At 57.1% G+C, this 21,981-nt stretch carries 19 protein-coding genes; 12 read left to right on the top strand and 7 right to left on the bottom strand.

Annotated elements, in window-relative coordinates; translation table 11 throughout:
• Positions 1 to 236: 236 nt before the first annotated feature.
• Positions 237 to 872, bottom strand: a complete 636-nt coding sequence (locus G5179_RS16935; RefSeq protein ID WP_005337678.1) for a YchE family NAAT transporter — start codon at positions 870 to 872, stop codon at positions 237 to 239.
• An 840-nt stretch (positions 873 to 1,712) separates the two neighbouring features.
• Here G5179_RS16935 and adhE point away from each other — a divergent pair.
• Positions 1,713 to 4,379, top strand: coding sequence for a bifunctional acetaldehyde-CoA/alcohol dehydrogenase (gene adhE / locus G5179_RS16940; RefSeq protein WP_019446648.1), 2,667 nt, complete (start codon positions 1,713 to 1,715; stop codon positions 4,377 to 4,379).
• A gap of 541 nt (positions 4,380 to 4,920) precedes the next feature.
• Here adhE and G5179_RS16945 read toward each other — a convergent pair.
• The 3 genes from G5179_RS16945 to G5179_RS16955 form a co-directional block, all read right to left on the bottom strand.
• Positions 4,921 to 5,661, bottom strand: coding sequence for a YebC/PmpR family DNA-binding transcriptional regulator (locus G5179_RS16945; protein ID WP_005337681.1), 741 nt, complete (start codon positions 5,659 to 5,661; stop codon positions 4,921 to 4,923).
• Between the two features lie 102 nt (positions 5,662 to 5,763).
• Positions 5,764 to 7,530, bottom strand: coding sequence for an aspartate--tRNA ligase (aspS, locus tag G5179_RS16950; protein ID WP_421258769.1), 1,767 nt, complete (start codon positions 7,528 to 7,530; stop codon positions 5,764 to 5,766).
• Positions 7,531 to 7,562: 32 nt separating this feature from the next.
• A complete protein-coding gene (locus tag G5179_RS16955) occupies positions 7,563 to 7,814 on the bottom strand; it encodes an FmdB family zinc ribbon protein (protein ID WP_005337686.1) in 252 nt (83 codons plus the stop codon).
• 162 nt (positions 7,815 to 7,976) lie between these two features.
• Here G5179_RS16955 and G5179_RS16960 point away from each other — a divergent pair, with 162 nt between their 5' ends.
• The 6 genes from G5179_RS16960 to G5179_RS16985 all read left to right on the top strand — a co-directional run bounded on the left by G5179_RS16960 (position 7,977) and on the right by G5179_RS16985 (position 14,173).
• A complete protein-coding gene (locus G5179_RS16960) occupies positions 7,977 to 8,825 on the top strand; it encodes a DUF72 domain-containing protein (RefSeq protein ID WP_421258770.1) in 849 nt (282 codons plus the stop codon).
• Between the two features lie 275 nt (positions 8,826 to 9,100).
• Positions 9,101 to 9,847: a carboxy-S-adenosyl-L-methionine synthase CmoA gene (cmoA, locus tag G5179_RS16965; RefSeq protein ID WP_421258771.1), complete on the top strand. Its 747-nt coding sequence runs from the start codon at positions 9,101 to 9,103 to the stop codon at positions 9,845 to 9,847.
• A complete protein-coding gene (gene cmoB, locus G5179_RS16970; protein WP_421258772.1) occupies positions 9,844 to 10,821 on the top strand; it encodes a tRNA 5-methoxyuridine(34)/uridine 5-oxyacetic acid(34) synthase CmoB in 978 nt (325 codons plus the stop codon). The genes cmoA and cmoB overlap by 4 nt, the downstream gene beginning before the upstream one ends.
• A gap of 52 nt (positions 10,822 to 10,873) precedes the next feature.
• On the top strand, positions 10,874 to 11,662 hold the full coding sequence (locus G5179_RS16975) for an ATP-dependent zinc protease (RefSeq protein ID WP_227342371.1): 789 nt from the start codon (positions 10,874 to 10,876) through the stop codon (positions 11,660 to 11,662).
• Positions 11,663 to 11,665: 3 nt separating this feature from the next.
• Positions 11,666 to 13,204: an inactive transglutaminase family protein gene (locus tag G5179_RS16980; protein ID WP_216953263.1), complete on the top strand. Its 1,539-nt coding sequence runs from the start codon at positions 11,666 to 11,668 to the stop codon at positions 13,202 to 13,204.
• 3 nt (positions 13,205 to 13,207) lie between these two features.
• Positions 13,208 to 14,173, top strand: a complete 966-nt coding sequence (locus G5179_RS16985; RefSeq protein ID WP_216953262.1) for an alpha-L-glutamate ligase-like protein — start codon at positions 13,208 to 13,210, stop codon at positions 14,171 to 14,173.
• 181 nt (positions 14,174 to 14,354) lie between these two features.
• On the opposite strand, the gene G5179_RS16990 is transcribed toward G5179_RS16985, so the two are convergent.
• Positions 14,355 to 14,957 carry a peroxiredoxin C gene (locus tag G5179_RS16990; RefSeq protein WP_216953261.1) on the bottom strand — a complete coding sequence of 201 codons (603 nt, stop codon included), beginning with the start codon at positions 14,955 to 14,957 and terminating at the stop codon, positions 14,355 to 14,357.
• 146 nt (positions 14,958 to 15,103) lie between these two features.
• Here G5179_RS16990 and G5179_RS16995 point away from each other — a divergent pair, with 146 nt between their 5' ends.
• The 4 genes from G5179_RS16995 to G5179_RS17010 all read left to right on the top strand — a co-directional run bounded on the left by G5179_RS16995 (position 15,104) and on the right by G5179_RS17010 (position 17,785).
• A complete protein-coding gene (locus tag G5179_RS16995; RefSeq protein WP_216953260.1) occupies positions 15,104 to 16,012 on the top strand; it encodes a hydrogen peroxide-inducible genes activator in 909 nt (302 codons plus the stop codon).
• Positions 16,013 to 16,205: 193 nt separating this feature from the next.
• Positions 16,206 to 16,655, top strand: coding sequence for a C40 family peptidase (locus G5179_RS17000; protein WP_421258773.1), 450 nt, complete (start codon positions 16,206 to 16,208; stop codon positions 16,653 to 16,655).
• Positions 16,656 to 16,935: 280 nt separating this feature from the next.
• The gene (locus G5179_RS17005; protein WP_005347176.1) at positions 16,936 to 17,112 is read left to right on the top strand and encodes a hypothetical protein; all 177 of its coding nucleotides are present in this window, start codon (positions 16,936 to 16,938) and stop codon (positions 17,110 to 17,112) included.
• Positions 17,113 to 17,608: 496 nt separating this feature from the next.
• Positions 17,609 to 17,785, top strand: coding sequence for a hypothetical protein (locus G5179_RS17010; protein ID WP_005337712.1), 177 nt, complete (start codon positions 17,609 to 17,611; stop codon positions 17,783 to 17,785).
• Between the two features lie 72 nt (positions 17,786 to 17,857).
• Here G5179_RS17010 and icd read toward each other — a convergent pair whose 3' ends face one another.
• Together icd and G5179_RS17020 are read right to left on the bottom strand one after the other, a co-directional pair.
• Positions 17,858 to 19,111, bottom strand: coding sequence for an NADP-dependent isocitrate dehydrogenase (gene icd / locus G5179_RS17015; protein ID WP_005347179.1), 1,254 nt, complete (start codon positions 19,109 to 19,111; stop codon positions 17,858 to 17,860).
• Positions 19,112 to 19,267: 156 nt separating this feature from the next.
• Entirely contained in the window at positions 19,268 to 20,143 is an 876-nt protein-coding gene (locus tag G5179_RS17020) for a helix-turn-helix transcriptional regulator (protein ID WP_421258774.1), read from the bottom strand.
• Positions 20,144 to 20,259: 116 nt separating this feature from the next.
• On the opposite strand from G5179_RS17020, the gene manA reads away from it, so the two are divergent.
• Complete coding sequence (manA, locus tag G5179_RS17025) at positions 20,260 to 21,450, top strand: mannose-6-phosphate isomerase, class I (protein WP_421258775.1); 1,191 nt, start codon at positions 20,260 to 20,262, stop codon at positions 21,448 to 21,450.
• The last annotated feature ends 531 nt before the right edge of the window (positions 21,451 to 21,981 follow it).

The following is a 21,981-nucleotide window of genomic DNA, read 5'->3' on the forward strand; positions in this document are numbered from 1 at the left end:
CGGGGTTAAAACCCGCTCCCAGCATAATTCCCTGCCAATTCCGATAATGCAACAGATATTGTCAGGGTAACCGTCATTTTCTGGTTAAAAAATCAGCTGACACGCGCTTTTTCAGTATTAAAACACCGACAAAACGCTCATTTTTCACACAAACGCCCGATTCTAGAAAAGACCGGGCAAAAAGCAACCAATAAAAAGCCGGTCACGAGGACCGGCTTTCATAAAGCGGAGCTGGCTCACATCAGGCTGGGGAAAACCCCCTTGATGCCGGCCACCATGATCTCGATACCCAGCGACATCATGATAAGACCCATGATACGGGTCACCACGTTGATACCGGTGTTGCCCATGATCTTGAACAGCAGCGGCGCGGCGCGGAAGATGAGCCAGGAGCAGAAGGAGAAGACAACGACAACCACTGACATGCCGAGCAGCTGCTGCCAGTGGCTCTGGCTGGCATAGACAATCACCGAGGAGATAGCACCAGGGCCCGCCATCAGCGGCAGCGCCAGCGGTACCACGGCGATAGACTCGCGCACCGCCAGTTCGCCCTTTTCTTGTTTGTTGTGCTTCACCTCGCCCAGCTTGCCCTGCAGCATCGACCAGGCAATCAGGGTAATCAGCGACCCACCGGCGATCCGGAACGACGCCAGCGAGATGCCAAACCCATCGAGGATCAGCTGCCCCATATACATGGAGACCAGCAGGATCACCATCACCGCGATATTGGCGGTGGTATTGGTTTTCATCCGCTCGGCCTGGGTATGGTGGCTGGTCAGGCTGACAAACACCGGCAACAAACCAAGCGGGTTGATAATTGCGAACAAACCGACAAAAAACTTCAGATACAACGAGACGTCAATTGCTGCCATAGGCGCCTTCCAATAGAGTTTCGGGCCCAGCGGGCCAGTCCATTAATTTCGTGCGTAAATTTACATCATAGCCAGAGCGGGCACCAATCAAATAATCTCACCATTTTGAGGGTTTTTTAGTTAGTTCATCTAATGCATCCGCGCTAACTGGCATAAACCGATGCCAAAAGCCCTTTCTACCGCCCGACACGCGTTAGAAAAGTGAGCGCAAACCTGCTTAATCATAACCGGAGAGTACGACGATGACTGACCGAATGACCAAGCGACTCGAGAGGATCCAGGCTTTGCCTTCCCACTATTTCAGGCCAGACATCACTTCATTGACTCGGCAAGAGAGCCACAATGCAAAAACCGGGAAAGCGGGCAGAAATAGCCTCCTTGGGGAATAAAGCGGATTAGTCATGGATTAAAACAACAATCATTTTTGCAACAAACGCTGGAATAAAGTGCGTTTGTCGGTGATTTTGAAACCAATTCACTCATATTTGCTAACCTATACCGCCAAAATAGCTCTGTAATACTATGGCCGAGTGCAATTAACCACTTGATAAATGTGGTTTATCACTCTGCATTAACAAGTCTCTCACCTTTCCCTTTGATGCACATTCCGATAACATCAATCAAACAAGGATTGTGAAATAAAATTTCTTTTGTTCTTTTGTTACACATGATCCAGATCAAGTTTTTCTGAGTCAGCCCCGCTCTATAATCGACTCAGAAAGCGATTTAGTAAGGCATGTGAAAAAGCTGTTGCAACGATACCGTCTTGACAGGGCGACTATAATTGCCGGGCATTGCCAACGTCTTACTAAACAGTTTTCAAATAATCAGGAGATAAACATGGCAGTAACCAATTTGGCTGAACTGGATGCACTGGTCGCCCGCGTTAAGGAAGCCCAGCGTGAATTCGCCAGCTTCTCTCAAGAGCAGGTAGACAAGATCTTCCGTGCCGCCGCCCTGGCCGCCAACAACGCCCGTATCCCCCTGGCCCAGATGGCCGTGGAAGAATCCGGTATGGGTATCATCGAAGACAAGGTTATCAAGAACCACTTCGCCTCCGAATACATCTACAACAAGTACAAAGACGAGAAGACCTGCGGCATTCTGAGCGAAGATGATCAGATGGGTACCATCACCATCGCCGAGCCGGTAGGTATCATCTGTGGTATCGTTCCGACCACCAACCCGACCTCTACTGCGATCTTCAAATCCATGATCGCGCTCAAGACCCGCAACGCCATCATCTTCTCCCCGCACCCCCGCGCCAAGAACTCCACCAATACCGCTGCCAAGCTGGTACTGGATGCCGCTGTTGCCGCCGGTGCGCCGAAAGACATCATCGGCTGGATCGACCAACCGTCTGTTGAGCTCTCCAACGCCCTGATGAAGCACGAAGACATCAACCTGATCCTGGCCACCGGTGGCCCGGGTATGGTCAAAGCAGCCTACTCCTCCGGTAAGCCTGCTATCGGTGTGGGTGCCGGTAACGTACCTATCGTTATCGACGAAACCGCCGACGTGAAGCGTGCCGTTGCCTCCATCCTGATGTCCAAGACTTTCGATAACGGCGTGGTCTGTGCTTCCGAGCAGGCAGTCATCGTTGTTGATGCCATCTACGACCAGGTTAAAGAGCGCTTTGCATCCCACAAGGGCCACGTGCTCTCCAAAGAAGATGCTGACAAGGTACGTAAAGTCATCCTGATCAACGGTGCCCTGAACGCCAACATCGTTGGCCAGCCAGCCACCAAGATTGCCGAGATGGCAGGCGTGACTGTACCGGCTGATACCAAGATCCTGATCGGTGAAGGCGTCAAGCTGTGTGCAGAAGATGAGTTTGCTCACGAGAAATTGTCCCCGCTGCTCGGTATGTTCCGTGCAAGCAGCTTCGAAAACGCCGTTGATATGGCCTGTGACATGGTCAACATCGGTGGTATCGGCCACACCTCAGGTCTGTACACCGACCAGGACCGCAACGCTGACCGCATCAAGTACTTCGGCGACAAGATGAAGACCGCGCGTATCCTGATCAACACTCCGTCTACCCAAGGCGGTATCGGTGACCTGTACAACTTCGCAATGGCTCCGTCCCTGACCCTGGGTTGCGGCTCCTGGAGCGGTAACTCCATCTCCGAAAACGTGGGTCCGAAGCACCTGATCAACAAGAAGACAGTCGCAAAACGGGCAGAAAACATGCTGTGGCACAAACTTCCGAAATCCATCTACTTCCGTCGTGGTTCCCTGCCGATCGCTCTGAGCGACCTGGAAGGTAAAAAGCGTGCCATGGTCGTAACTGACCGCTTCCTGTTCAACAACGGCTACGCCGATGAACTGGTCAGCCTGCTGAAAGCACAGAATATGGAAGTGGAAGTGTTCTACGAAGTAGAAGCTGACCCGACCCTGGCTGTGGTTCGCAAGGGTGCCGAGATGGCCAACTCCTTCAAACCGGACGTTATCCTGGCGCTGGGCGGTGGTTCACCGATGGATGCAGCCAAGATCATGTGGGTGATGTACGAGCACCCGAACACCGCGTTCGAAGATCTGGCCATGCGCTTTATGGATATCCGCAAGCGTATCTACAAGTTCCCGAAAATGGGCGTGAAGGCCGAACTGGTCTGTATCACCACCACTTCCGGTACCGGCTCTGAAGTCACTCCGTTTGCGGTAGTAACCGATGAAGTGTCTGGTCAGAAGTATCCGCTGGCTGACTACGAGCTGACCCCGAACATGGCCATCGTTGATGCCAACCTGGTCATGGGCATGCCGAAGTCCCTGTGTGCCTTCGGTGGTATCGATGCCGTGACTCACGCCATGGAAGCCTATGTTTCCGTACTGGCTAACGAGTACTCCGACGGCCAGGCGCTGCAAGCCCTGAAAATGCTGAAAGAGTACCTGCCGTCCAGCTACCAGAACGGTGCCAACGACCCGATCGCTCGTGAGAAGGTGCACAATGCTGCCACCATCGCCGGTATCGCGTTCGCCAACGCCTTCCTGGGTGTGTGCCACTCCATGGCTCACAAACTGGGTGCCGAGTTCCACATTCCGCACGGTCTGGCTAACGCCCTGCTGATCAGCAACGTCATCCGCTACAACGCGAACGACAACCCGACCAAGCAGACTGCGTTCTCCCAGTACGACCGCCCGCAGGCTCGTCGTCGTTACGCCGAAGTCGCTGACCACCTGGGTCTGACTGCTGCCGGTGACCGCACCGCAGCCAAGATCGAGAAGCTGCTGACCTGGCTGGACGAGCTGAAGGCTACCTTGGGTATCCCGGCCTCTATCCGCGAAGCTGGCGTGACTGAAGCTGACTTCCTGGCCAAGGTTGACCAGCTGGCTATCGAAGCCTTCGATGACCAGTGCACCGGCGCCAACCCGCGCTACCCGCTGATCAGCGAGCTGAAGCAGGTTCTGCTGGACTCCTACTACGGTCGTCCGTTCACCGAAGCCGCTCCGGTAACTGCTGCCCCGGTTGAAGCCAAGGTTGAAGGCAAGAAGAAATCCAAGGCCTGATAACCAGTCCTGAGATAACAAGCCCGCGCACTGCGCGGGCTTTTTTTATCTGCAACTAATCACAGCCATCATCTCCCTGACGACTGCGCAAGTGCAGCACCTATCTTCCAGACCAACCAACCAACCAACCACCCAACTCGCCCCAGCCAATCCGTTATCGACATCCCAACCTGTGACTCTGTATTGATGGGCCCCTGTGATAACAAGAGCACGCCCCATCACCTCCTCTCCCCTACCCGCAACGCAATTATCCTGACGGGTCGTTGCGAGCAGTGAACCCCATCTACAGAGCTAAAGGAGTGATAAACAGAATAAGCGGAGCATCGCTAACGCAATGCAGCAGAACTGCCGACTGGCGTACGTACAGGGCCAACCGACTGGCATGAATAGAGCAATGATAATGCGCAGAGAAAGCGGGAAAGACTGTCAGTGAAGAGAGTTGCAGCAACAGTTGCGCAACCGACACATCAGCAGTTGCCACGATGCAAAGATAAAAAAATGGCAGCCATCTGGCTGCCATCGGGAGAGCACAATTCAGCGATCAGAGGGTCGCAGCGACTTCATCGGAGATGGAACCGTTGTGGTAAACCTCCTGCACGTCGTCCAGATCTTCCAGCATGTCGATGAGGCGCATCAGCTTGGGCGCGGTCTCGGCATCCAGCTCCGCTTCGGTGGAGGGGATCATGGTCACTTCAGCGCTCTGGGCCTTGAAGCCGGCAGCTTCCAGACCATCCAGCACAGTACCGAAGTCGTTCGGGGTGGTGTACACCTCGATGGTGCCATCTTCTTCGGTCACCACGTCATCAGCACCCGCTTCCAGCGCGGCGTCCATCAGGGCATCTTCGTCCACGCCAACGAAAGTCAGCAGACCTTTCTTGCTGAACAGATAGGCGACGGAGCCGTCGGTACCCAGGTTGCCACCGCACTTGCTGAAGGCGTGACGCACTTCGGCTACGGTACGGTTGCGGTTGTCGGTCAGGCACTCTACCATCACGGCAGAGCCAGCCGGGCCGTAACCTTCGTACACGATGGTCTCGAGCTGTTCGCCATCGCCACCACCGGCGCCACGCTGAATGGCACGGTTGATGGTGTCGCGGGTCATGTTGTTGGTCAGGGCGGCAGTCACCGCAGCACGCAGACGCGGGTTGTTGGCCGGATCGGCATCACCCAGACGCGCGGAGGTAGTGATTTCGCGGATCAGCTTGGTGAAGATCTTGCCACGCTTGGCGTCCTGAGCGGCCTTGCGGTGTTTGATGTTGGCCCATTTACTGTGACCTGCCATAGAGACTCTCCGTTATTTTTTAAATGTCAGTAACACTGATCATGACTAACCCAAGGGAAACACAGAGGCCGCACGGCGGCGGCCTCCGGTGCCGGTATCGGCTTACTCGTCGCCCTTGATGGTGGTTGCAATCGCCAGCTCACCCAGTTGGGCGGCGTTGGCAAGGCTGGGGGCGTCTGTCATCAGACAGGCGGCCGCGGTCGTTTTCGGGAAGGCGATGACGTCCCGAATGTTTTCGGTGCCGGTCAGCAGCATGCTGAGACGGTCCAGACCGAAGGCCAGACCGGCGTGCGGCGGGGTGCCGTACTTCAGCGCATCCAGCAGGAAGCCAAACTTCAGGCGCTGCTCGGCCGGGGTGATACCCAGGATATCGAACACGGTGGATTGCATCTCGCTGTTGTGGATACGGACAGAACCGCCACCCACTTCGTAACCGTTGATCACCATGTCGTAGGCGTTGGCGTAAGCACCCACCGGGTTGGCTTTCAGCTCGGCCGGGCTCATGTTGCTCGGCGCGGTGAAGGGGTGGTGCATGGCAGCCAGACCGCCTTCGCCATCTTCCTCGAACATCGGGAAGTCGATGACCCACAGCGGCTTCCAGCTGTTCTCCAGCAGACCCAGATCACGGCCCACTTTCAGACGCAGGGCGCCCATGGCATCGCAAACCACTTTCTTGGAGTCGGCACCGAAGAAGATGATGTCGCCGTCGGCCGCGCCGGTACGGGCCAGGATCTCGCGCACGATGGAGTCAGAGAGGAACTTGGCAACCGGAGACTGCACGCCTTCGATGCCATTGGCCGCTTCGTTGACCTTCATCCAGGCCAGGCCCTTGGCACCGTAGATACCGACAAACTTGGTGTACTCGTCGATCTGCTTGCGAGAGAGCTCGGCACCACCCGGTACTTTCAGGGCTGCCACACGGCCTTTCGGATCGTTGGCGGGGCCCGCGAACACGGCGAACTCGACAGCAGTCAGCAGATCGGCCACATCGACCAGCTCCATCGGCAGACGCAGGTCCGGCTTGTCGGAGCCGTAGCGACGCATGGCTTCGTCAAAGGTCATGATCGGGAAGTCGCCCAGATCCACGTTCAGGATGTGCAGCCACAGTTTACGGATCATCTCTTCCATCACTTCACGTACCTGCGGCGCGGTCATGAAGGAGGTCTCCACGTCGATCTGGGTGAATTCCGGCTGGCGGTCGGCACGCAGGTCTTCGTCACGGAAGCACTTGACGATCTGGTAGTAACGGTCGAAGCCGGACATCATCAGCAGTTGCTTGAACAGCTGGGGAGATTGCGGCAGAGCGTAGAACTTGCCCTTGTGCACGCGGCTCGGCACCAGATAGTCACGGGCACCTTCCGGGGTGGCCTTGGTCAGCATCGGGGTCTCGATATCGAGGAAGCCGTGCTCGTCCATGAAGCGGCGTACGAAGGCGCTGGCCTTGGCACGGGTCTTCAGGTACTTGGCCATCTCGGGACGACGCAGATCCAGGTAGCGATACTTGAGGCTGATCTCTTCGCTGTTGACCTGATTGAAGTCCAGCGGCAGCGGCTCGGCACGGTTGATGATGTTGAGTTCGTGGGCGAACACTTCGATGGCGCCAGTGGCCATGTCGCTGTTGCGCTGGGACTCGGGACGGGTGCGCACCACGCCGGTCACCTGGATGCAGAACTCGCCGCGCAGCTCGGAGGCCAGGGCGAACGCGTCCGGCTTGTCCGGATCGAAGAACACCTGAACGATCCCTTCCCGGTCGCGCATATCGATAAAGATCAGACCGCCGAGATCACGACGACGATGAACCCAACCGCACAATGTAATGGTCTGCCCTGCATGGGCCTCATTGACCTGTCCGCAATAGATAGAGCGCATGGACTTCTTCCTTCGAAATTGTAGAGAGACGGTTAACCTTGGGCCGCCGGGCACGACTGGCAAGCACCGTCTGTCTCACAGCTGGCCAGATTCTTTTTCTTACCCGGTTTGAAATCAGTCTCGTACCATCCGGTTCCCTTGAGCCGGAAGCCTGCCGCCGATATCAGCTTGACCAGATTCGGCTTGCTACAGGCCGGACAGTCGGTCAGGGGGGCATCGGAAAGCTTTTGCAGTTTTGCCAATTCATGGCCACAGACGTCGCAACGATATTCGTAGATAGGCATGGGTCACAAGAAATTGAAAAACAAAAGGGCTGGCATTATAGAGGAAAACCCCCTTTTGGGTAAAATGGCCAGCAGCCTCCTTTCGCCAGTTTTTTGCACTCGATGGCAAAAAGCGGGCAAAAAATCGGCACGAATGCACCAAGAGCGAAGAGAATAGCCACCATGAGCCTCTATTTGGGCCTGCCACAGTGGTCCCACCCCGGCTGGCCCGGCCAGCTACTGGGCCTTGGCGCCAAGCCTGCCGAACACCTCGCCCACTACGCCACCGTGTTCAATTCGGTGGAGGGCAATACCACCTTCTACGCCCTGCCGACACCGGACACGGTACAGCGCTGGGCCGATGCGGTGCCTAATCACTTTCGTTTCAACTTCAAGTTTCCGCAAACCATCAGCCACCAAAGCGATCTAGTCAGCGCAGACAAGCAATTCGCCGACTTTATTCGCCTGCTCGCCCCGCTGCACGACAAGCTGGGGCTGCTCACCCTGCAGTTGCCCGCCCGTTTCGGGCCACAGGGGCTGGCCAGACTGGCGGCCTTTATCGAGCGGCTGCCACGGGCGTTTCGCTACGCCCTCGAGGTGCGTCACCCCGACTTTTTCGCCAAGGGGGAGGCCGAGCGGGCCTTGAACCGGCTGCTGATGGAACAGGGTGTGAACCGGGTGATGCTCGACAGCCGGCCACTCTTCTCGGTGCCAGCAACCACGCCAGCCCTTGTCGATGCCCAGGGCAAGAAACCGCGCCTGCCGGTGCATCTGCTGGCTACCGCCAACGCCCCCATGGTGCGCTTTATCGGCCTGCCGGACCCGGCGGCCAATCACCCCTTCCTGCCCAGCTGGCTCCCCCACTGGCGCCAGTGGCTCGCGGAGGGGAAAGATCTCTACCTCTATATACATACTGCCGACAACGCCCAGGCCCCCGAGCTGGCCCGCCAGATCACCCGCTTGCTGGAGCAGGAGATGGCCCCCTGGCCGGGGGAAAACGATCGCGCACGGCAGGGAGTGCTGCGCTTTTAGCCAACCCATTCTGCGGCCATCGTTTCGCTGCAAAAAAAGTGCTTTTTTGTGGCGTGGCAAGCCCTGGCGTCAAGACAAACGGCCATCAATCCTCTACACTACCGCCCCAAGTAAGGGTCCGGAACATGGCCCGTACGAACAGGACAGGTCCAAAGGATTTCACGACCAGCCACCCCGTTCGTAAACAGATGATTGACCTACTCTGATGGGTATCATCCAACGACTCAATTGAACAATACAGCCGGGTGATGTCCCGACTGTCAGGTTGCGCCAGCATGCAGACCAAAGACCAAATTTTTGCCGCCCCGATCGCCCGATTGGGCGACTTCTGTTTTGACGAACAGGTCGTCGACGTATTCCCCGATATGATCCAGCGCTCGGTGCCGGGTTACAGCAACATCATCTCTGCCATCGGCATGATGGCCGCCCGCTACGCCCAACCCGAGAGCCGACTCTATGATCTCGGCTGCTCACTGGGCGCCGCGACCCAAGCGATGCGTCGCCATGTCAGCCAGCCCGGCTGCCGCATTACCGCGGTGGATCTCTCCCACCCGATGATCGAACGCGCCCGCGCCCACCTCTCCGGTTTCAAATCCGAGGTGCCGGTGGAGCTGGTAGAGGCGGATATCTGCGACATCGAGATCGAGAACGCCTCCGTGGTGGTGCTCAACTTCACCCTGCAATTTGTCGAGCCAGAGAAACGGGCCGCCCTGATCCAGCGTATTCACGATGGGCTGCGCCCGGGCGGGATCCTGATCCTGAGCGAAAAGTTCCGCTTCGAAGATGAACCGGTCAACGAGATGCTTATCGATCTGCATCTCGACTTCAAGCGGGCCAATGGCTACAGCGAGCTGGAGATCAGCCAGAAACGCACTGCCCTTGAGAACGTGATGCGCACCGACAGCCTGCCGGTGCATCAGGCACGCCTGCGGGATGCCGGTTTCGTCCATCAGGATCTCTGGTTCCAGTGCTTCAACTTCGGCTCCATGATTGCCATCAAATCCAGCGACGCCCAGCCATGATCGACTTTGCCAATTTCTATCAACTGATTGCCAAAAACCGGCTGAGCCACTGGCTGCATACCCTGCCCGCCCAGCTGCACACCTGGCAACATGACAACCAGCATGGCGATCTGCCGCACTGGAACCGCGCCCTCAACAAGCTGCCGGTGGTCTCCCCCGGCAACATCGAGCTGAAAAGCCGGGTCGAGATTGGCTCGGCCGAGAGCCTTGGCGAAGGGGAGCGCAAGAAGGTCGAGAGCCTGCTGCGCCACTTCATGCCCTGGCGCAAGGGGCCGTTCACCGTGCACGGCATCCACATCGATACCGAGTGGCGTTCTGACTGGAAGTGGGATCGGGTGCTGCCCCATATCAGCCCGCTCGAAGGACGTTACGTGCTGGATGTGGGTTGCGGCAGCGGCTACCACCTCTGGCGCATGGTGGGTGAAGGGGCCAAGCTCGCGGTCGGTATCGATCCGAGCCCGCTGTTCCTCTGCCAGTTCGAGGCCATTCGCCACTTCGCGGGCAATGATCAGCGCGCCCACCTGTTGCCGCTCGGCATTCAGGAACTGCCAGAACTGCGTGCCTTTGACACCGTCTTCTCCATGGGGGTGCTCTATCACCGCAAATCCCCCATCGAGCACATCGAGCAGTTGCGCAATCAATTGAAAGATGATGGCGAGCTGGTGCTGGAGACGCTAGTGATTGACGGCGGGGTCAACGACGTGCTGATGCCCACCGATCGTTACGGCAAGATGCGCAACGTCTGGTTTATTCCCTCAAGCCGCGCCCTCAAGCTGTGGGTCGAGCGCTGCGGCTTCACCGACGTACGGATAGTAGACGAGAATATGACCAGCACCGACGAACAGCATCGTACCGACTGGATGATTAATGAATCCCTGAGTGACTATCTGGATCCAGACAATCCGGCACTCACGGTAGAAGGACACCCGGCGCCGAAACGTGCCGTACTGATTGCCCGCAAGGCCAAAGACTAGCCGGTGGCGCTTGTGGAAGTTACACTGACCCAATTCCAGGAAGCACAGTTAAATGAATGACATGAAAAGCAAATTAAAAGGAATGACCCTGCTCTCCCTGCTCAGTCTCGGCGGGTGTGTCAATATGGAAAAAACGCCTCAGGTTCCCGCTCTGACGCTGGCCGAGCTTCGTAGCGAGCTGAGCCAGAGCGAGCTGCGCCTGCAAACATCCATGGAACAGCAACAGAAGCAGTATGTGCAGCAACAGCACCTGCTGGTTCAGCTCAACACAGATGTCACCAATATGAAAGAGTCCGTCAAGCAAGTAGATCACAAGCTCGCAGCTCTCCCCTCCGAGCCACCCAAACCGATGGCCATCCCCACCGAGAAGTGCCCGGCCCCCAATCAGGGCCACACCATCGATGGCAAGCTGATGGTCGGTGAAGCGGAGTGGATCTGGGTTGATGCCGCCAACGACGCCTTCCAGGCGCGGGTCGATACCGGTGCGACCACCTCCTCCATCAGTGCCCAGGAGATCACCATTTTCGAACGCAATGGCAAAAACTGGGTGCGCTTCTTCCTGAGTCATCAGGATGTGGATGACAAGATCCAGATCGAAGCGCCGCTGGTACGCCATGTGCGGGTGCGTCAGGCCTCTGCCGACGATCTCGACCGCCGTCCGGTGGTCCGTCTGGCGGTACGGATTGGCGACATGACCGAGAAAGCCGAATTTACCCTGAAGGACCGCAGCGACATGACCTTCCCGGTGCTGCTGGGTCGCGAATTTTTGAAAGACATCGCCGTGGTTGATGTAGCCCGCGAATATATCCAACCCAAACCCAAGCTCAAGGATGTGAAATAATCCATGGTTTCCCGTAAGCCGTTCTATTTGCTGGTAGCCCTGCTGTACATTGTCGGCCTGGGGATGACGATCTATCACCATATCGCGTTGGATGTGCCGCTGACGCCCGGTGAAAAGCGCCAGATCTGGTCCATCGAAGCCAAGCTGGAGTTTGAGGCAACCGGTGAGCCGGTGATCGCCTCCCTGGCCATTCCGGGCACCCAGCCCGGTTTCACCCTGATGAACGAGAACGCCGCCAGCCCCGGCTACGGCCTCTCCTTTGTCGAGAAAGATGGCGATGCCCGCGCCGAGTGGTCCATCCGCACCGCCTCCGGCCGTCAGGAGCTCTACTACCGCGTCGACATGATGGCAGATGCCCATGCCAAACCGGCCGCCAATCCGCAGCCGCCTGCCATCGAGAAGCAGATCGAGAGTGAGCCTTATGCCACCGCGATGAAGCAGATCCTCGAGCGGGCCCAGGAGCGCTCTGCCGACGGCTACACCCTGACTCGCGAGATCATCAAGGAGATCGAGAAGCAGGAGCAGAACGCCGAGCTGCTGAAAAAGCACAAGAGCCGTGCCAACCTGATCGCCGAGCTGCTCAACAATGCTGACGTCCCCACCCGCGTGGTGCATGCTCTGAATCTGGAAGATGGCCGCCGTCGTCAGGAGCTGGTGGATTACCTGCAGGTATTCAACAGCCCGACCGACTACAAGCTGTTCAACCCGCAAACCGGTGAACAGGGCCGTCCGGCCAACCTGCTGCTGTGGGAGTACAACTCCGGCGCCCTGCTGGATGTGACCGGTGGTCACAACTCCCGTGTCAGCTTCTCGATGATCGAGCAGGAGCAGCCGGTCAGCGTAGCGCTGGCCCAGAAGTTTGAAAAATCAGAGATGATGAACTTCTCTATCCACAGCCTGCCGCTGGAAGAGCAGACCCTGTTCAAGGGCTTGCTGCTGATCCCGATCGGCGTGCTGATGGTGGTGTTCTTGCGCGTGATTGTCGGCATCAAGACCTCCGGTACCTTTATGCCGGTGCTGATCGCCGTCGCCTTTATCCAGACCCAGCTGATCACCGGTCTGGTGGGCTTCCTGCTGATCGTCGGCACAGGTCTGGTGATCCGCTCCTATCTGTCACGGCTCAACCTGCTGCTGGTCGCCCGAATATCGGCCATCATCATCATGGTGATCTCGATGATCGGTATCTTCTCTGCCTTTGCCTTCAAGCTGGGGCTGACCGACGGTATGAAGATCACCTTCTTCCCGATGATCATCCTCTCCTGGACCATCGAGCGGATGTCCATCCTGTGGGAAGAAGAGGGCCCGAAAGAGGTGTTCCGTCAGGGCGGTGGCTCCCTGCTGGTGGCCATCATCGCCTATCTGGCCATGGACAACGAACTGATCCGTCACCTCACGTTCAACTTCCTCGGCCTGCAGCTGGTACTGATGGCGACCGTGTTGTTGATGGGTAACTACACCGGCTACAAGCTGAGCGAGCTGAAGCGCTTCAAGCCGCTGGTGGACGAGATCAAGTCTGGCGCCACCCCGGGTAAGGACAAGTAACAGATGTGGTTCTGGGAAAAGTACACTACTCCGTGGAGCCTGTCGCAGGCAGGCATCCTCGGAATGAACAAGCGCAACCACTCCTACATCAGCCGCTACAATCCGCGCAGCCTCTATCCGCTGGTGGATGACAAGCTGCAGACCAAGCAAATTGCGCTGGATGCAGGCGTGACGGTGCCTGAGCTGATCGGCACCATCCGTGCCCAGCACGATGTAGGTCGCATCACCGAGCTGGTAAAAGATTGGCCGGGCTTCTGCATCAAGCCGGCCCGTGGCTCTGGCGGCAAGGGGATCCTGGTGATCCTCCGTCAGGAAGATGGTCTCTTCTACAAACCCAACGGCAGCGCCTGCAACGGCCAGGATCTGGAGCGCCATGTCTCCAACATTCTGGCGGGGCTCTATTCGCTTGGTGGCAAGCCAGACGTAGCGCTGGTCGAAGGCCTTATCAACTTCGATGACGTATTCGACGGCTACTCGTTCGAAGGGGTGCCCGATGCCCGGGTGATCATCTTCAAAGGCTTCCCGGTGATGGCGATGATGCGCCTCTCCACCTCGGCCTCCGATGGCAAGGCGAACCTGCACCAGGGCGCCGTTGGGGTGGGTCTGTGCCTGCGTACCGGCCGCGCGCTGCGGGCGGTGCAGTTTGGCAATCCGCTGCGACACCACCCGGATACCGGCCTCGACCTCTATGAGCTCAAGGTACCCCACTGGGATACCCTGCTCACCCTGGCCGCCTCCTGTTACGAGATGTCTGGTCTGGGCTACATCGGTACCGACATGGTGCTGGACAAGTTCCGCGGCCCCATGCTGCTGGAGCTCAACGCCCGCCCGGGTCTGGCCATTCAAATCGCCAACGGTCGTGGCCTGGTGCCCAACCTCAAGACCATCGAGAAGCTGGGACAGGTCAAGATGAGCGTGGCGCAGCGGGTCAACTTTGCCAAAGAACACTTCGGTATCTTTGACGAGTAGTCCCGCCCCCCATGTCAAAAGCGCGCCAAAGGACGCGCTTTTTTATGACTGCCGTTTATCGGCGCGCTGCCGGCAACGACAATCCTGCCGAGCAATGGGACAGAACCAGACAGCCAAACAACGGCCATAAAAAAACCGATGCCTGGGCATCGGTTTTTCACTATCCGGCACGCAGACCCGATTACAGGGAAGCGGCGTTCTCGGACAGATACTTGGCAACGCCATCCGGGGAGGCGGTCATGCCTTTCTTGCCTTTCTCCCACTGAGCCGGGCACACTTCGCCGTGCTCTTCGTGGAACTGCAGGGCATCCACCATACGCAGCATCTCGTCGATGTTGCGACCCAGCGGCAGATCGTTGACTACCTGGTGACGAACAACACCGTTTTTGTCGATCAGGAAGGAGCCACGGAACGCCACACCGGCTTCCGGGTGCTCGACATCATAGGCTTTGCAGATCTCGTGCTTGATGTCGGCAACCAAGGGGTACTTGACTGGGCCGATGCCGCCGTCTTCGATCTTGGTGTTGCGCCAGGCGTTGTGAGAGAACTCGGAATCGATGGAAACACCGATCACTTCCACGCCACGCTTGTTGAACTCTTCCAGACGGTGATCGAAGGCAATCAGCTCGGACGGGCAGACGAAGGTGAAGTCGAGCGGATAGAAGAACAGGACGGCTGCCTTGCCTTTGATGTGGGATGAGAGGGTGAACGAATCAACGATCTCGCCATTACCCAGAACGGCTGCGGCGGTAAAATCGGGTGCGGGACGGCCTACCAATACCATATTCAATTCCTCTTTAAGTGAAGTGAACAATCCAGTCAGGATTGGGCTACCAAGAGCCTAGTCCGTCTAATTCAAGCGACAAACTATAGACCCGGTGGTAGATTAGTTAAATCAAATTAAATAGATAGCATTAATCGGATTTTCCTATGCAACGTTGGCCCAGCCTCAAACAGCTGCAATATCTGGTCGCTCTCGACGAGCACAAGAACTTCAACCGCGCAGCCAAGGCCTGTCATGTCAGCCAGTCGACCCTGAGTACCGGGATCCAGACGCTGGAAGAGATGATGAACCTGCAACTGGTGGAGCGGGACCACAAGAGCTTCATTATGACCCCGGTCGGCATGGAAATCGTCGAGCGCGCTCGCAATTTGCTCTCCGATGCGCGAGATCTGATGGAACTAGGTCAACACCAGGGTGGTGTGATGCAGGGGACCGTGCGTCTGGGCTGTATTCCCACCATCGCCCCCTTCCTGCTCAGCAAACTGCTGAAAGTATGCAGCAAAACCTATCCTGACCTCGAATTGTTACTGCGGGAAGACACCACCAGCAATCTGCTCAAGCAGCTGGAACAAGGTCAGCTCGACTTGCTGATCCTCGCTCTCCCCATCGAGATCGGTGGTTTTCACTGCAAGACCGTCGGCCAGGATCCGTTCCACATGGTGATGCCCGCCAGCATGGCGGCCGGTCTGCACACCCCGTTCGACTACAAGGAGCTGCCAAACCAGAGCATCTTCCTGCTGGAGCGGGAGCACTGCCTCACCGAGCACGCAGTGAGCGCTTGCCGTCTGCGGGACAAGAGCAAGATCAATCCCTTTGCCGCCACCAGCCTGCACACTCTGGTGCAGATGGTCGAGGCGGGACTTGGCACTACCTTCCTGCCTCAGATGGCCATCGACGCCGGCATTCTTGCCAATTCGGATCTGGTCGCCATTCCCCTGCCGGGGGAAAAATCCTATCGCGAGATCGGCATGGTTTGGCGTCCCAGTACCACCCGGGTGCAAACCTTCTATAAGCTGGCCGAATTGCTTACCCCACTGATCAATCCCGCCCACTGACCCCGAATGCCAGCCGCAGGCTGGCGTTTTTCGCTCACTTGCCGCATTTTCTCCTTTCGGGACTAGGTATCAAGCCAGATCCCTGTTTATGATGGAAAAGTTGTCACGCCACTGGCGGCCGTCACCATATTCTGTCCGGGGTGGCGGTTAACAGACGTCTCTATTGGTAGACCCCGTTGTGGAGAGCTCTCCGATGTACCGCAAGCTGATGCTATCCCTGCTGACCCTGCTGCTGGCCGCCTGCTCCAGCACGCCAGAGCCACCGCCGCCCCGCCAGCAGAGCAGTGCCTTTGACGGTTTCTACCAGCAGTGGCGTGGCGTCCCCTACCGGATGGGCGGCACCAACCGCGCCGGACTCGACTGCTCCGCCTTCACCCAGCTCGCCTACAATCAGGTGCTGGGAGTCAACTTGCCAAGAACCACCGAATCCCAGGCCAGTATCGGCAAACCGGTGGATCGCTACCGGCTGCAACACGGGGATCTGGTCTTCTTCAAAACCGGCTGGCAGCAGTACCATGTGGGGGTCTATACCGGTGCCGGCGTGTTTATCCACGCCTCCACGAGCAAGGGTGTAATCCGTTCGAGACTCGACAATGTCTACTGGAACAGCCGCTATTGGCAAGCACGTCGGGTAACCCAGTAAAGGGGTTCAAACACCTGTCCGTTATACTGCTGGACTCCGTCAATCCCTGTCGCCAGGTCGAGATAATCCCCTGCACTGAAAACTCAATTGGCCCCAAACCTGCCTTTCATACCATTTTGTGATAAGGTGGTGGCCAATTTTTAGCACTTTCGCGCTTTTCTCATACGCTATCTGTCCTGATTGACAATAAGCGAAGCAGCGAAAGTGGCTGTGACAGCACTGCCGGACGGGTGGCTCACAGCAGCAGTATCAAGGGTTAAATAGATAAGGAGATCATCCAATGAAACAGTATCAAAACTGGCTGGGGCAATACCTGATGAGTCGCCGTGACGGCGACCACGCCATGGCATGCGAGATGGCGAGTTCCATCTGCGAGTTCTGGCAACAACAGGGAGATGAAACCGAACTGGACAAGTGGCAGCAGATTTACCAGAACCATCTGGAAAAGACCACCTGATCCCGACCGTCACCTTGCTGCCAGCCATCTGTTGGCAGCAAGGCTGCCCCCTATTGCTTCGCGCATAGCAAGTTCCCGCATAACGCCCTTTTGCATGCCCCCTCTACCATTTCTTGAGTCCATGACACTGCTCATCCAGAACCAAGTGTCGAGCTCGTCGATGCAACCGGACACAACAGGGTTCCCCACCCTGTTTCCCTGGGTTTCATCCAAACCAACCGCGTCCTCACGGCGGGTTTTCTGTTTTGAGAACAAGGGGATGGGCAGTTCTGTCGCAATCCATGGCGACAATTTCCCCAAGTTGGTCAGTTTGTGCTAAAATGGCGCTCATTTTTTGACATCTCGCGTCACGTTCGCCGCCAGATTGCCCATCGGGCTCTCTGCCCGGGTCGTGACTTTGCACCATCATGCCTGATGATGTTCCCCCCAAGATGAGCCGACAGGCTCCCGTCAAGGTGGGCACCTTCAAGGGCACATGAGATAAGGAGATCGGGTAATGAAACAATATCAAAGCTGGCTGGGAGATTATCTGATGAGCCGACGTGACGGAGATCACGCGATGGCTTCGGAACTTGCCAACACCATCTGCGCCTTCTGGAAGGCCCAGGGTGATGAAGCAGAAACCAGCAAATGGCAGCAACGCTATCAGCAACACGTAGAGCAGGCGCAATAAGCCCCTGCACTCTTTCGCGATAAAAAAACCGGCGCACATGGCGCCGGTTTTGCGTTTCTGGCAAGCAGCAGATTACATCTGGTCGATCATGTCCTGAGCAAACTGGGAACAGGAGCGCAGGGTGGCCCCTTCCATCAGACGCTCGAAGTCATAGGTGACGGTCTTGTTGCGGATCGCCGCTTCCATCCCCTTGATGATGAGATCGGCCGCTTCGACCCAGCCCATGTGGCGCAGCATCATCTCGGCGGAGAGGATCAGCGAGCCCGGGTTGACCTTGTCCTGACCGGCATATTTCGGTGCAGTACCGTGAGTTGCCTCGAACAGAGCCACGCCATCACCGATGTTGGCACCCGGCGCGATACCGATACCGCCCACCTGAGCAGCCAGCGCATCGGAGATGTAGTCACCGTTGAGGTTCATACAGGCGATGACGTCATACTCGGCCGGACGCAGCAGGATCTGCTGCAGGAAGGCGTCGGCGATGACATCCTTGATGACGATGGTCTTGCCGGTTTTCGGGTTCTTGAAGGAGCACCAGGGGCCGCCGTCAATCAGCTGGGCACCGTACTCGTTCTGGGCCAGGGCATAACCCCAATCCTTGAAGGCACCTTCGGTGAACTTCATGATGTTGCCCTTGTGCACCAGGGTCACTGAGTCGCGATCGTTGTCGATGGCATACTCGATGGCGGCACGGACCAGGCGCTCGGTACCGGCCTTGGACATGGGCTTGATGCCGATCCCGCAGGATTCGGGGAAGCGAATTTTCTTCACGCCCATCTCGTTTTGCAGGAAGGCGATTACCTTGTTTGCTTCGGCGCTGTCGGCCTTCCACTCGATACCGGCGTAGATGTCTTCGGCGTTCTCGCGGAAGATCACCATGTCGGTCAGATCAGGACGCTTCACCGGGCTCGGGGTGCCGTCGTAGTAACGCACCGGGCGCAGGCAGATGTAGAGATCCAGCTCCTGACGCAGGGCCACGTTGAGGGAGCGGATACCGCCACCGACCGGGGTGGTCAGCGGGCCCTTGATGGCCACGCAGTATTCGCGAATGAAATCCAGGGTTTCGGCCGGCAGCCAGGCACCTTCGCCATAGACATGAGTCGATTTCTCGCCGGTGTAGATCTCCATCCAGGCGATCTTGCGCTCGCCCTTGTAGGCTTTCTCGACCGCAGCATTCACCACATTCAACATGGCAGGGGTTACGTCAACACCGATGCCATCCCCTTCAATAAACGGAATGATCGGATGGTTGGGAACCTGCAGCTTGCCGTTGGCATCGACTGTGATTTTCTGACCCTGGGTCGGGATTACTACTTTGCTTTCCATCGGCATCTCCTAACTTCCGTTTGTTATCAACTTGTTTGTTGCGCGCGGCCATCTTAGCCCATTCATTTTCATAATAAAACGACAAGAAAGCATGTCAGACCAAAGAGGTAGCCACCCGCCAGTGCGCCGTCACAACGCCTTGCCGACCCCGCCCCGTTATTCTTCCAGCTCGCTGGCCGCCGCCTGCGGCTGACTCAGGGAACGGTACTGGGAAGGGGTCAAGCCGGTCTTCTGTTTGAACACCCGGCAGAAGTAGTTCACGTCGGTAAACCCACAGCGATTGGCGACCTCTTCGAGACGGAAGCGATACTTTTTCAGCATAAACTTGGCCCGCTCCAGCCGCACCCAGCTGATGTAGTCCGCTAGCCGCATGTGCCCCTGCTGGCGGAACAGGCGTGAGAGATGGCTGGGGGAGAGATTGAAGCGGGCGGCGATGCATTCGCGACTGATGGGGCGGTGGAAATTTTCCTGAATGTAGATGCAGATGCCGTGAAAAAGATCGGAGCCACGAGGACGACCGCTCTCCGACTCCACCAGCAACTGCCGTGAGTAACTGAGCAGCGCCTGCAGCAGGTGATTGTCCATCGGTGCCCTTATCGGCTCCTGCGCAAGGGTGTTGAGGGAGAGCAGGATATGATCGAGCGCCCGTCCGGCACCGGCCTGAATACTGTGCTTCTGCACATCGAAGAAGCCGGTGTCTCCCTTGTGCTTGCTCACCAGACTGAACCCTATCTGACGCTTGCCGAACAACAGGCTGAGCACGGAACAGTCATTGTCCCAATCCGGCTTGTTCCAGCCGTTGGGGGGAATGTACATCGCCTCCCGCGGCCCCATCTGTACCGACTGCACATCCCCTTCCGGGGACCAGATCTGGTTGAGATAATGACCACTGAATACCAGCTCGAGACGCGGAAAATTGACCTGATAACTGAAGCAGGGAGGCACCCCTTTGTCAGAGGCAAACAACACCTTCTCAAAGCCTCCCCCCTCACTTAGAAAGCCGTCCAACAGCTGGGTAAAGATGATACTCATGAATGATCCTGATCAAGATGCAGAGAGCAACCGATTGCGGTGCGCTGCCCCTGCCATGCTATAGTCCGCGCCAGACTGAAATTCCCAAAAAATCGTTCTGATACAAGGAGCCATCCATGAGCTACCCGCCGTTTTTTCTAATGTGCAACCCGATCCAGGATTATGTCTGGGGCAGTCGTGACTCCCTGACCACGCTGTTTGGCATCAAAAATCCCGAAGGCAAACCACAAGCTGAACTGTGGATGGGCGCTCACCCCAATGGCTGCTCCGAAGTGACCCTGGCAGGCGAGACCGTGAAGCTTTCCAGCCTGATTGACGCCAACCCCGTCGCCATGCTGGGCGAAGCTACCCAGGCTCGTTTCGGCTCACTCCCCTTCCTGTTCAAGGTGCTCTGCGCCGAGCAAGCCCTCTCCATTCAGGTACACCCGAGCAAGGCACAGGCCGAAGCCGGTTTTGCCAAAGAAGAAGCCGCAGGCATCGATATCAAGGCGAGCAACCGCAACTACAAGGATCCGAACCACAAGCCGGAGCTGGTCTTTGCCCTCACCCGCTATCAGGCGATGAACGGCTTTCGCGCCATCCCGGCCATCCTGGCCCTGTTCGATCGCATGGCGCTGCCCGCACTGGTCGACCTGACCGCGGCGCTTCGCCAGTCACAGGATGAAGCTGGCCTGCGGCACTTCTTCCACCAGTTGCTGATCCTCAGCGGTGATCGCAAGGACGAGGCGCTGGCTGGCCTGCTGGCCTATGCAGCCGCCCATCAGGATGAAGAGACTTTCGCCACCATCAGCAAGCTGGCCAACCAGTACCCGGGGGATGTGGGGCTCTTCTCGCCGTTGCTGCTCAACGTGGTAACACTTGAGCCGGGTCAGGCGATGTTCCTCGACGCCCAGACCCCCCACGCCTACATCCACGGCACTGGCCTCGAGATCATGGCCAACTCCGACAACGTGCTGCGTGCCGGTTTGACCCCCAAATACATGGATGTGCCGGAGCTGCTGGCATGCACCCGCTGTGTCGCCAAACCGGACGACCAGATCCTGCTCACCCCTCGCATGGAAGGCACAGTACAGCACTTCGACGTGCCGGTACCGGATTTCACCTTCAGCGTATATGGCGCAGGCGAACATGCCCTCACCACCGGCAATGCCGAGATCCTGTTCGCCATCGATGGGCCCATCACCCTCATTGGCCAGGATGGTGAGCGTCTGACACTGACCATAGGGCAATCTGCATTTGTACCCGCCAGCACCGGCGATTATCGCGTGACGGCTGAAGGGCGTTTTGCCCGCGCCAGCAACCGCTGATCCTGGTGGGCCATCGGCTCATCACTCTCTGTTCAAAGGGCCCAGCAGGGCCCTTTTTTTCAGCTCATCTGACCATGTAGAGCCCGGTACGACTCACAAAATCGGTCATTTAACTCAACATCGAAGAATAACACGCTGAATTATAATGATTAATATCATTTAGCCTCCCTGGTCACGCCACCCTGCAGTTATGCGAGCCAGCTCACACCCTTCCCCACACGTCATAAAAATCCAGTTAATGCCATTTTTTTCCTCTGTCCCAGGATATTAATCAACGAAATAATAGAAACAGTTAATTTACAGGCAGCAGGAAAAACATTTAAGAGCATTTATATATTCCAGATGTAACACAGCTCAGCCACTTATTTCATAAGTGTAAGGGGCGATTTTTTAAATCAGGCTATAGGTGCCTGTTATTGTCCTGCGCATTTATTTTTCCGCCTGTATGGCCAGAACGTTTTCACTATCCATTTTATCTGGCTGATATTCCCCCCGTCACCCTCTATATCCAGTGACAGTCGGGGTAATACA

Source organism: Aeromonas sp. 600886 (assembly GCF_049174935.1).
Lineage (GTDB): Bacteria > Pseudomonadota > Gammaproteobacteria > Enterobacterales > Aeromonadaceae > Aeromonas > Aeromonas veronii_A.

Excerpts from the sequence above, each read along its gene's own strand:
- cmoB (WP_421258772.1), top strand. The coding sequence starts at position 9,844 with ATGATCGACTTTGCCAATTTCTATCAACTGATTGCCAAAAACCGGCTG.
- G5179_RS16955 (WP_005337686.1), bottom strand. The coding sequence starts at position 7,814 with ATGCCTATCTACGAATATCGTTGCGACGTCTGTGGCCATGAATTGGCA.
- G5179_RS16990 (WP_216953261.1), bottom strand. The coding sequence starts at position 14,957 with ATGGTATTGGTAGGCCGTCCCGCACCCGATTTTACCGCCGCAGCCGTT.
- G5179_RS16980 (WP_216953263.1), top strand. The coding sequence starts at position 11,666 with ATGGTTTCCCGTAAGCCGTTCTATTTGCTGGTAGCCCTGCTGTACATT.
- G5179_RS17010 (WP_005337712.1), top strand. The coding sequence starts at position 17,609 with ATGAAACAATATCAAAGCTGGCTGGGAGATTATCTGATGAGCCGACGT.
- cmoA (WP_421258771.1), top strand. The coding sequence starts at position 9,101 with ATGCAGACCAAAGACCAAATTTTTGCCGCCCCGATCGCCCGATTGGGC.
- G5179_RS17020 (WP_421258774.1), bottom strand. The coding sequence starts at position 20,143 with ATGAGTATCATCTTTACCCAGCTGTTGGACGGCTTTCTAAGTGAGGGG.
- G5179_RS16985 (WP_216953262.1), top strand. The coding sequence starts at position 13,208 with ATGTGGTTCTGGGAAAAGTACACTACTCCGTGGAGCCTGTCGCAGGCA.
- icd (WP_005347179.1), bottom strand. The coding sequence starts at position 19,111 with ATGGAAAGCAAAGTAGTAATCCCGACCCAGGGTCAGAAAATCACAGTC.
- G5179_RS17000 (WP_421258773.1), top strand. The coding sequence starts at position 16,206 with ATGTACCGCAAGCTGATGCTATCCCTGCTGACCCTGCTGCTGGCCGCC.
- aspS (WP_421258769.1), bottom strand. The coding sequence starts at position 7,530 with ATGCGCTCTATCTATTGCGGACAGGTCAATGAGGCCCATGCAGGGCAG.
- G5179_RS16935 (WP_005337678.1), bottom strand. The coding sequence starts at position 872 with ATGGCAGCAATTGACGTCTCGTTGTATCTGAAGTTTTTTGTCGGTTTG.
- G5179_RS16995 (WP_216953260.1), top strand. The coding sequence starts at position 15,104 with ATGCAACGTTGGCCCAGCCTCAAACAGCTGCAATATCTGGTCGCTCTC.
- manA (WP_421258775.1), top strand. The coding sequence starts at position 20,260 with ATGAGCTACCCGCCGTTTTTTCTAATGTGCAACCCGATCCAGGATTAT.
- adhE (WP_019446648.1), top strand. The coding sequence starts at position 1,713 with ATGGCAGTAACCAATTTGGCTGAACTGGATGCACTGGTCGCCCGCGTT.
- G5179_RS17005 (WP_005347176.1), top strand. The coding sequence starts at position 16,936 with ATGAAACAGTATCAAAACTGGCTGGGGCAATACCTGATGAGTCGCCGT.
- G5179_RS16975 (WP_227342371.1), top strand. The coding sequence starts at position 10,874 with ATGAATGACATGAAAAGCAAATTAAAAGGAATGACCCTGCTCTCCCTG.
- G5179_RS16945 (WP_005337681.1), bottom strand. The coding sequence starts at position 5,661 with ATGGCAGGTCACAGTAAATGGGCCAACATCAAACACCGCAAGGCCGCT.
- G5179_RS16960 (WP_421258770.1), top strand. The coding sequence starts at position 7,977 with ATGAGCCTCTATTTGGGCCTGCCACAGTGGTCCCACCCCGGCTGGCCC.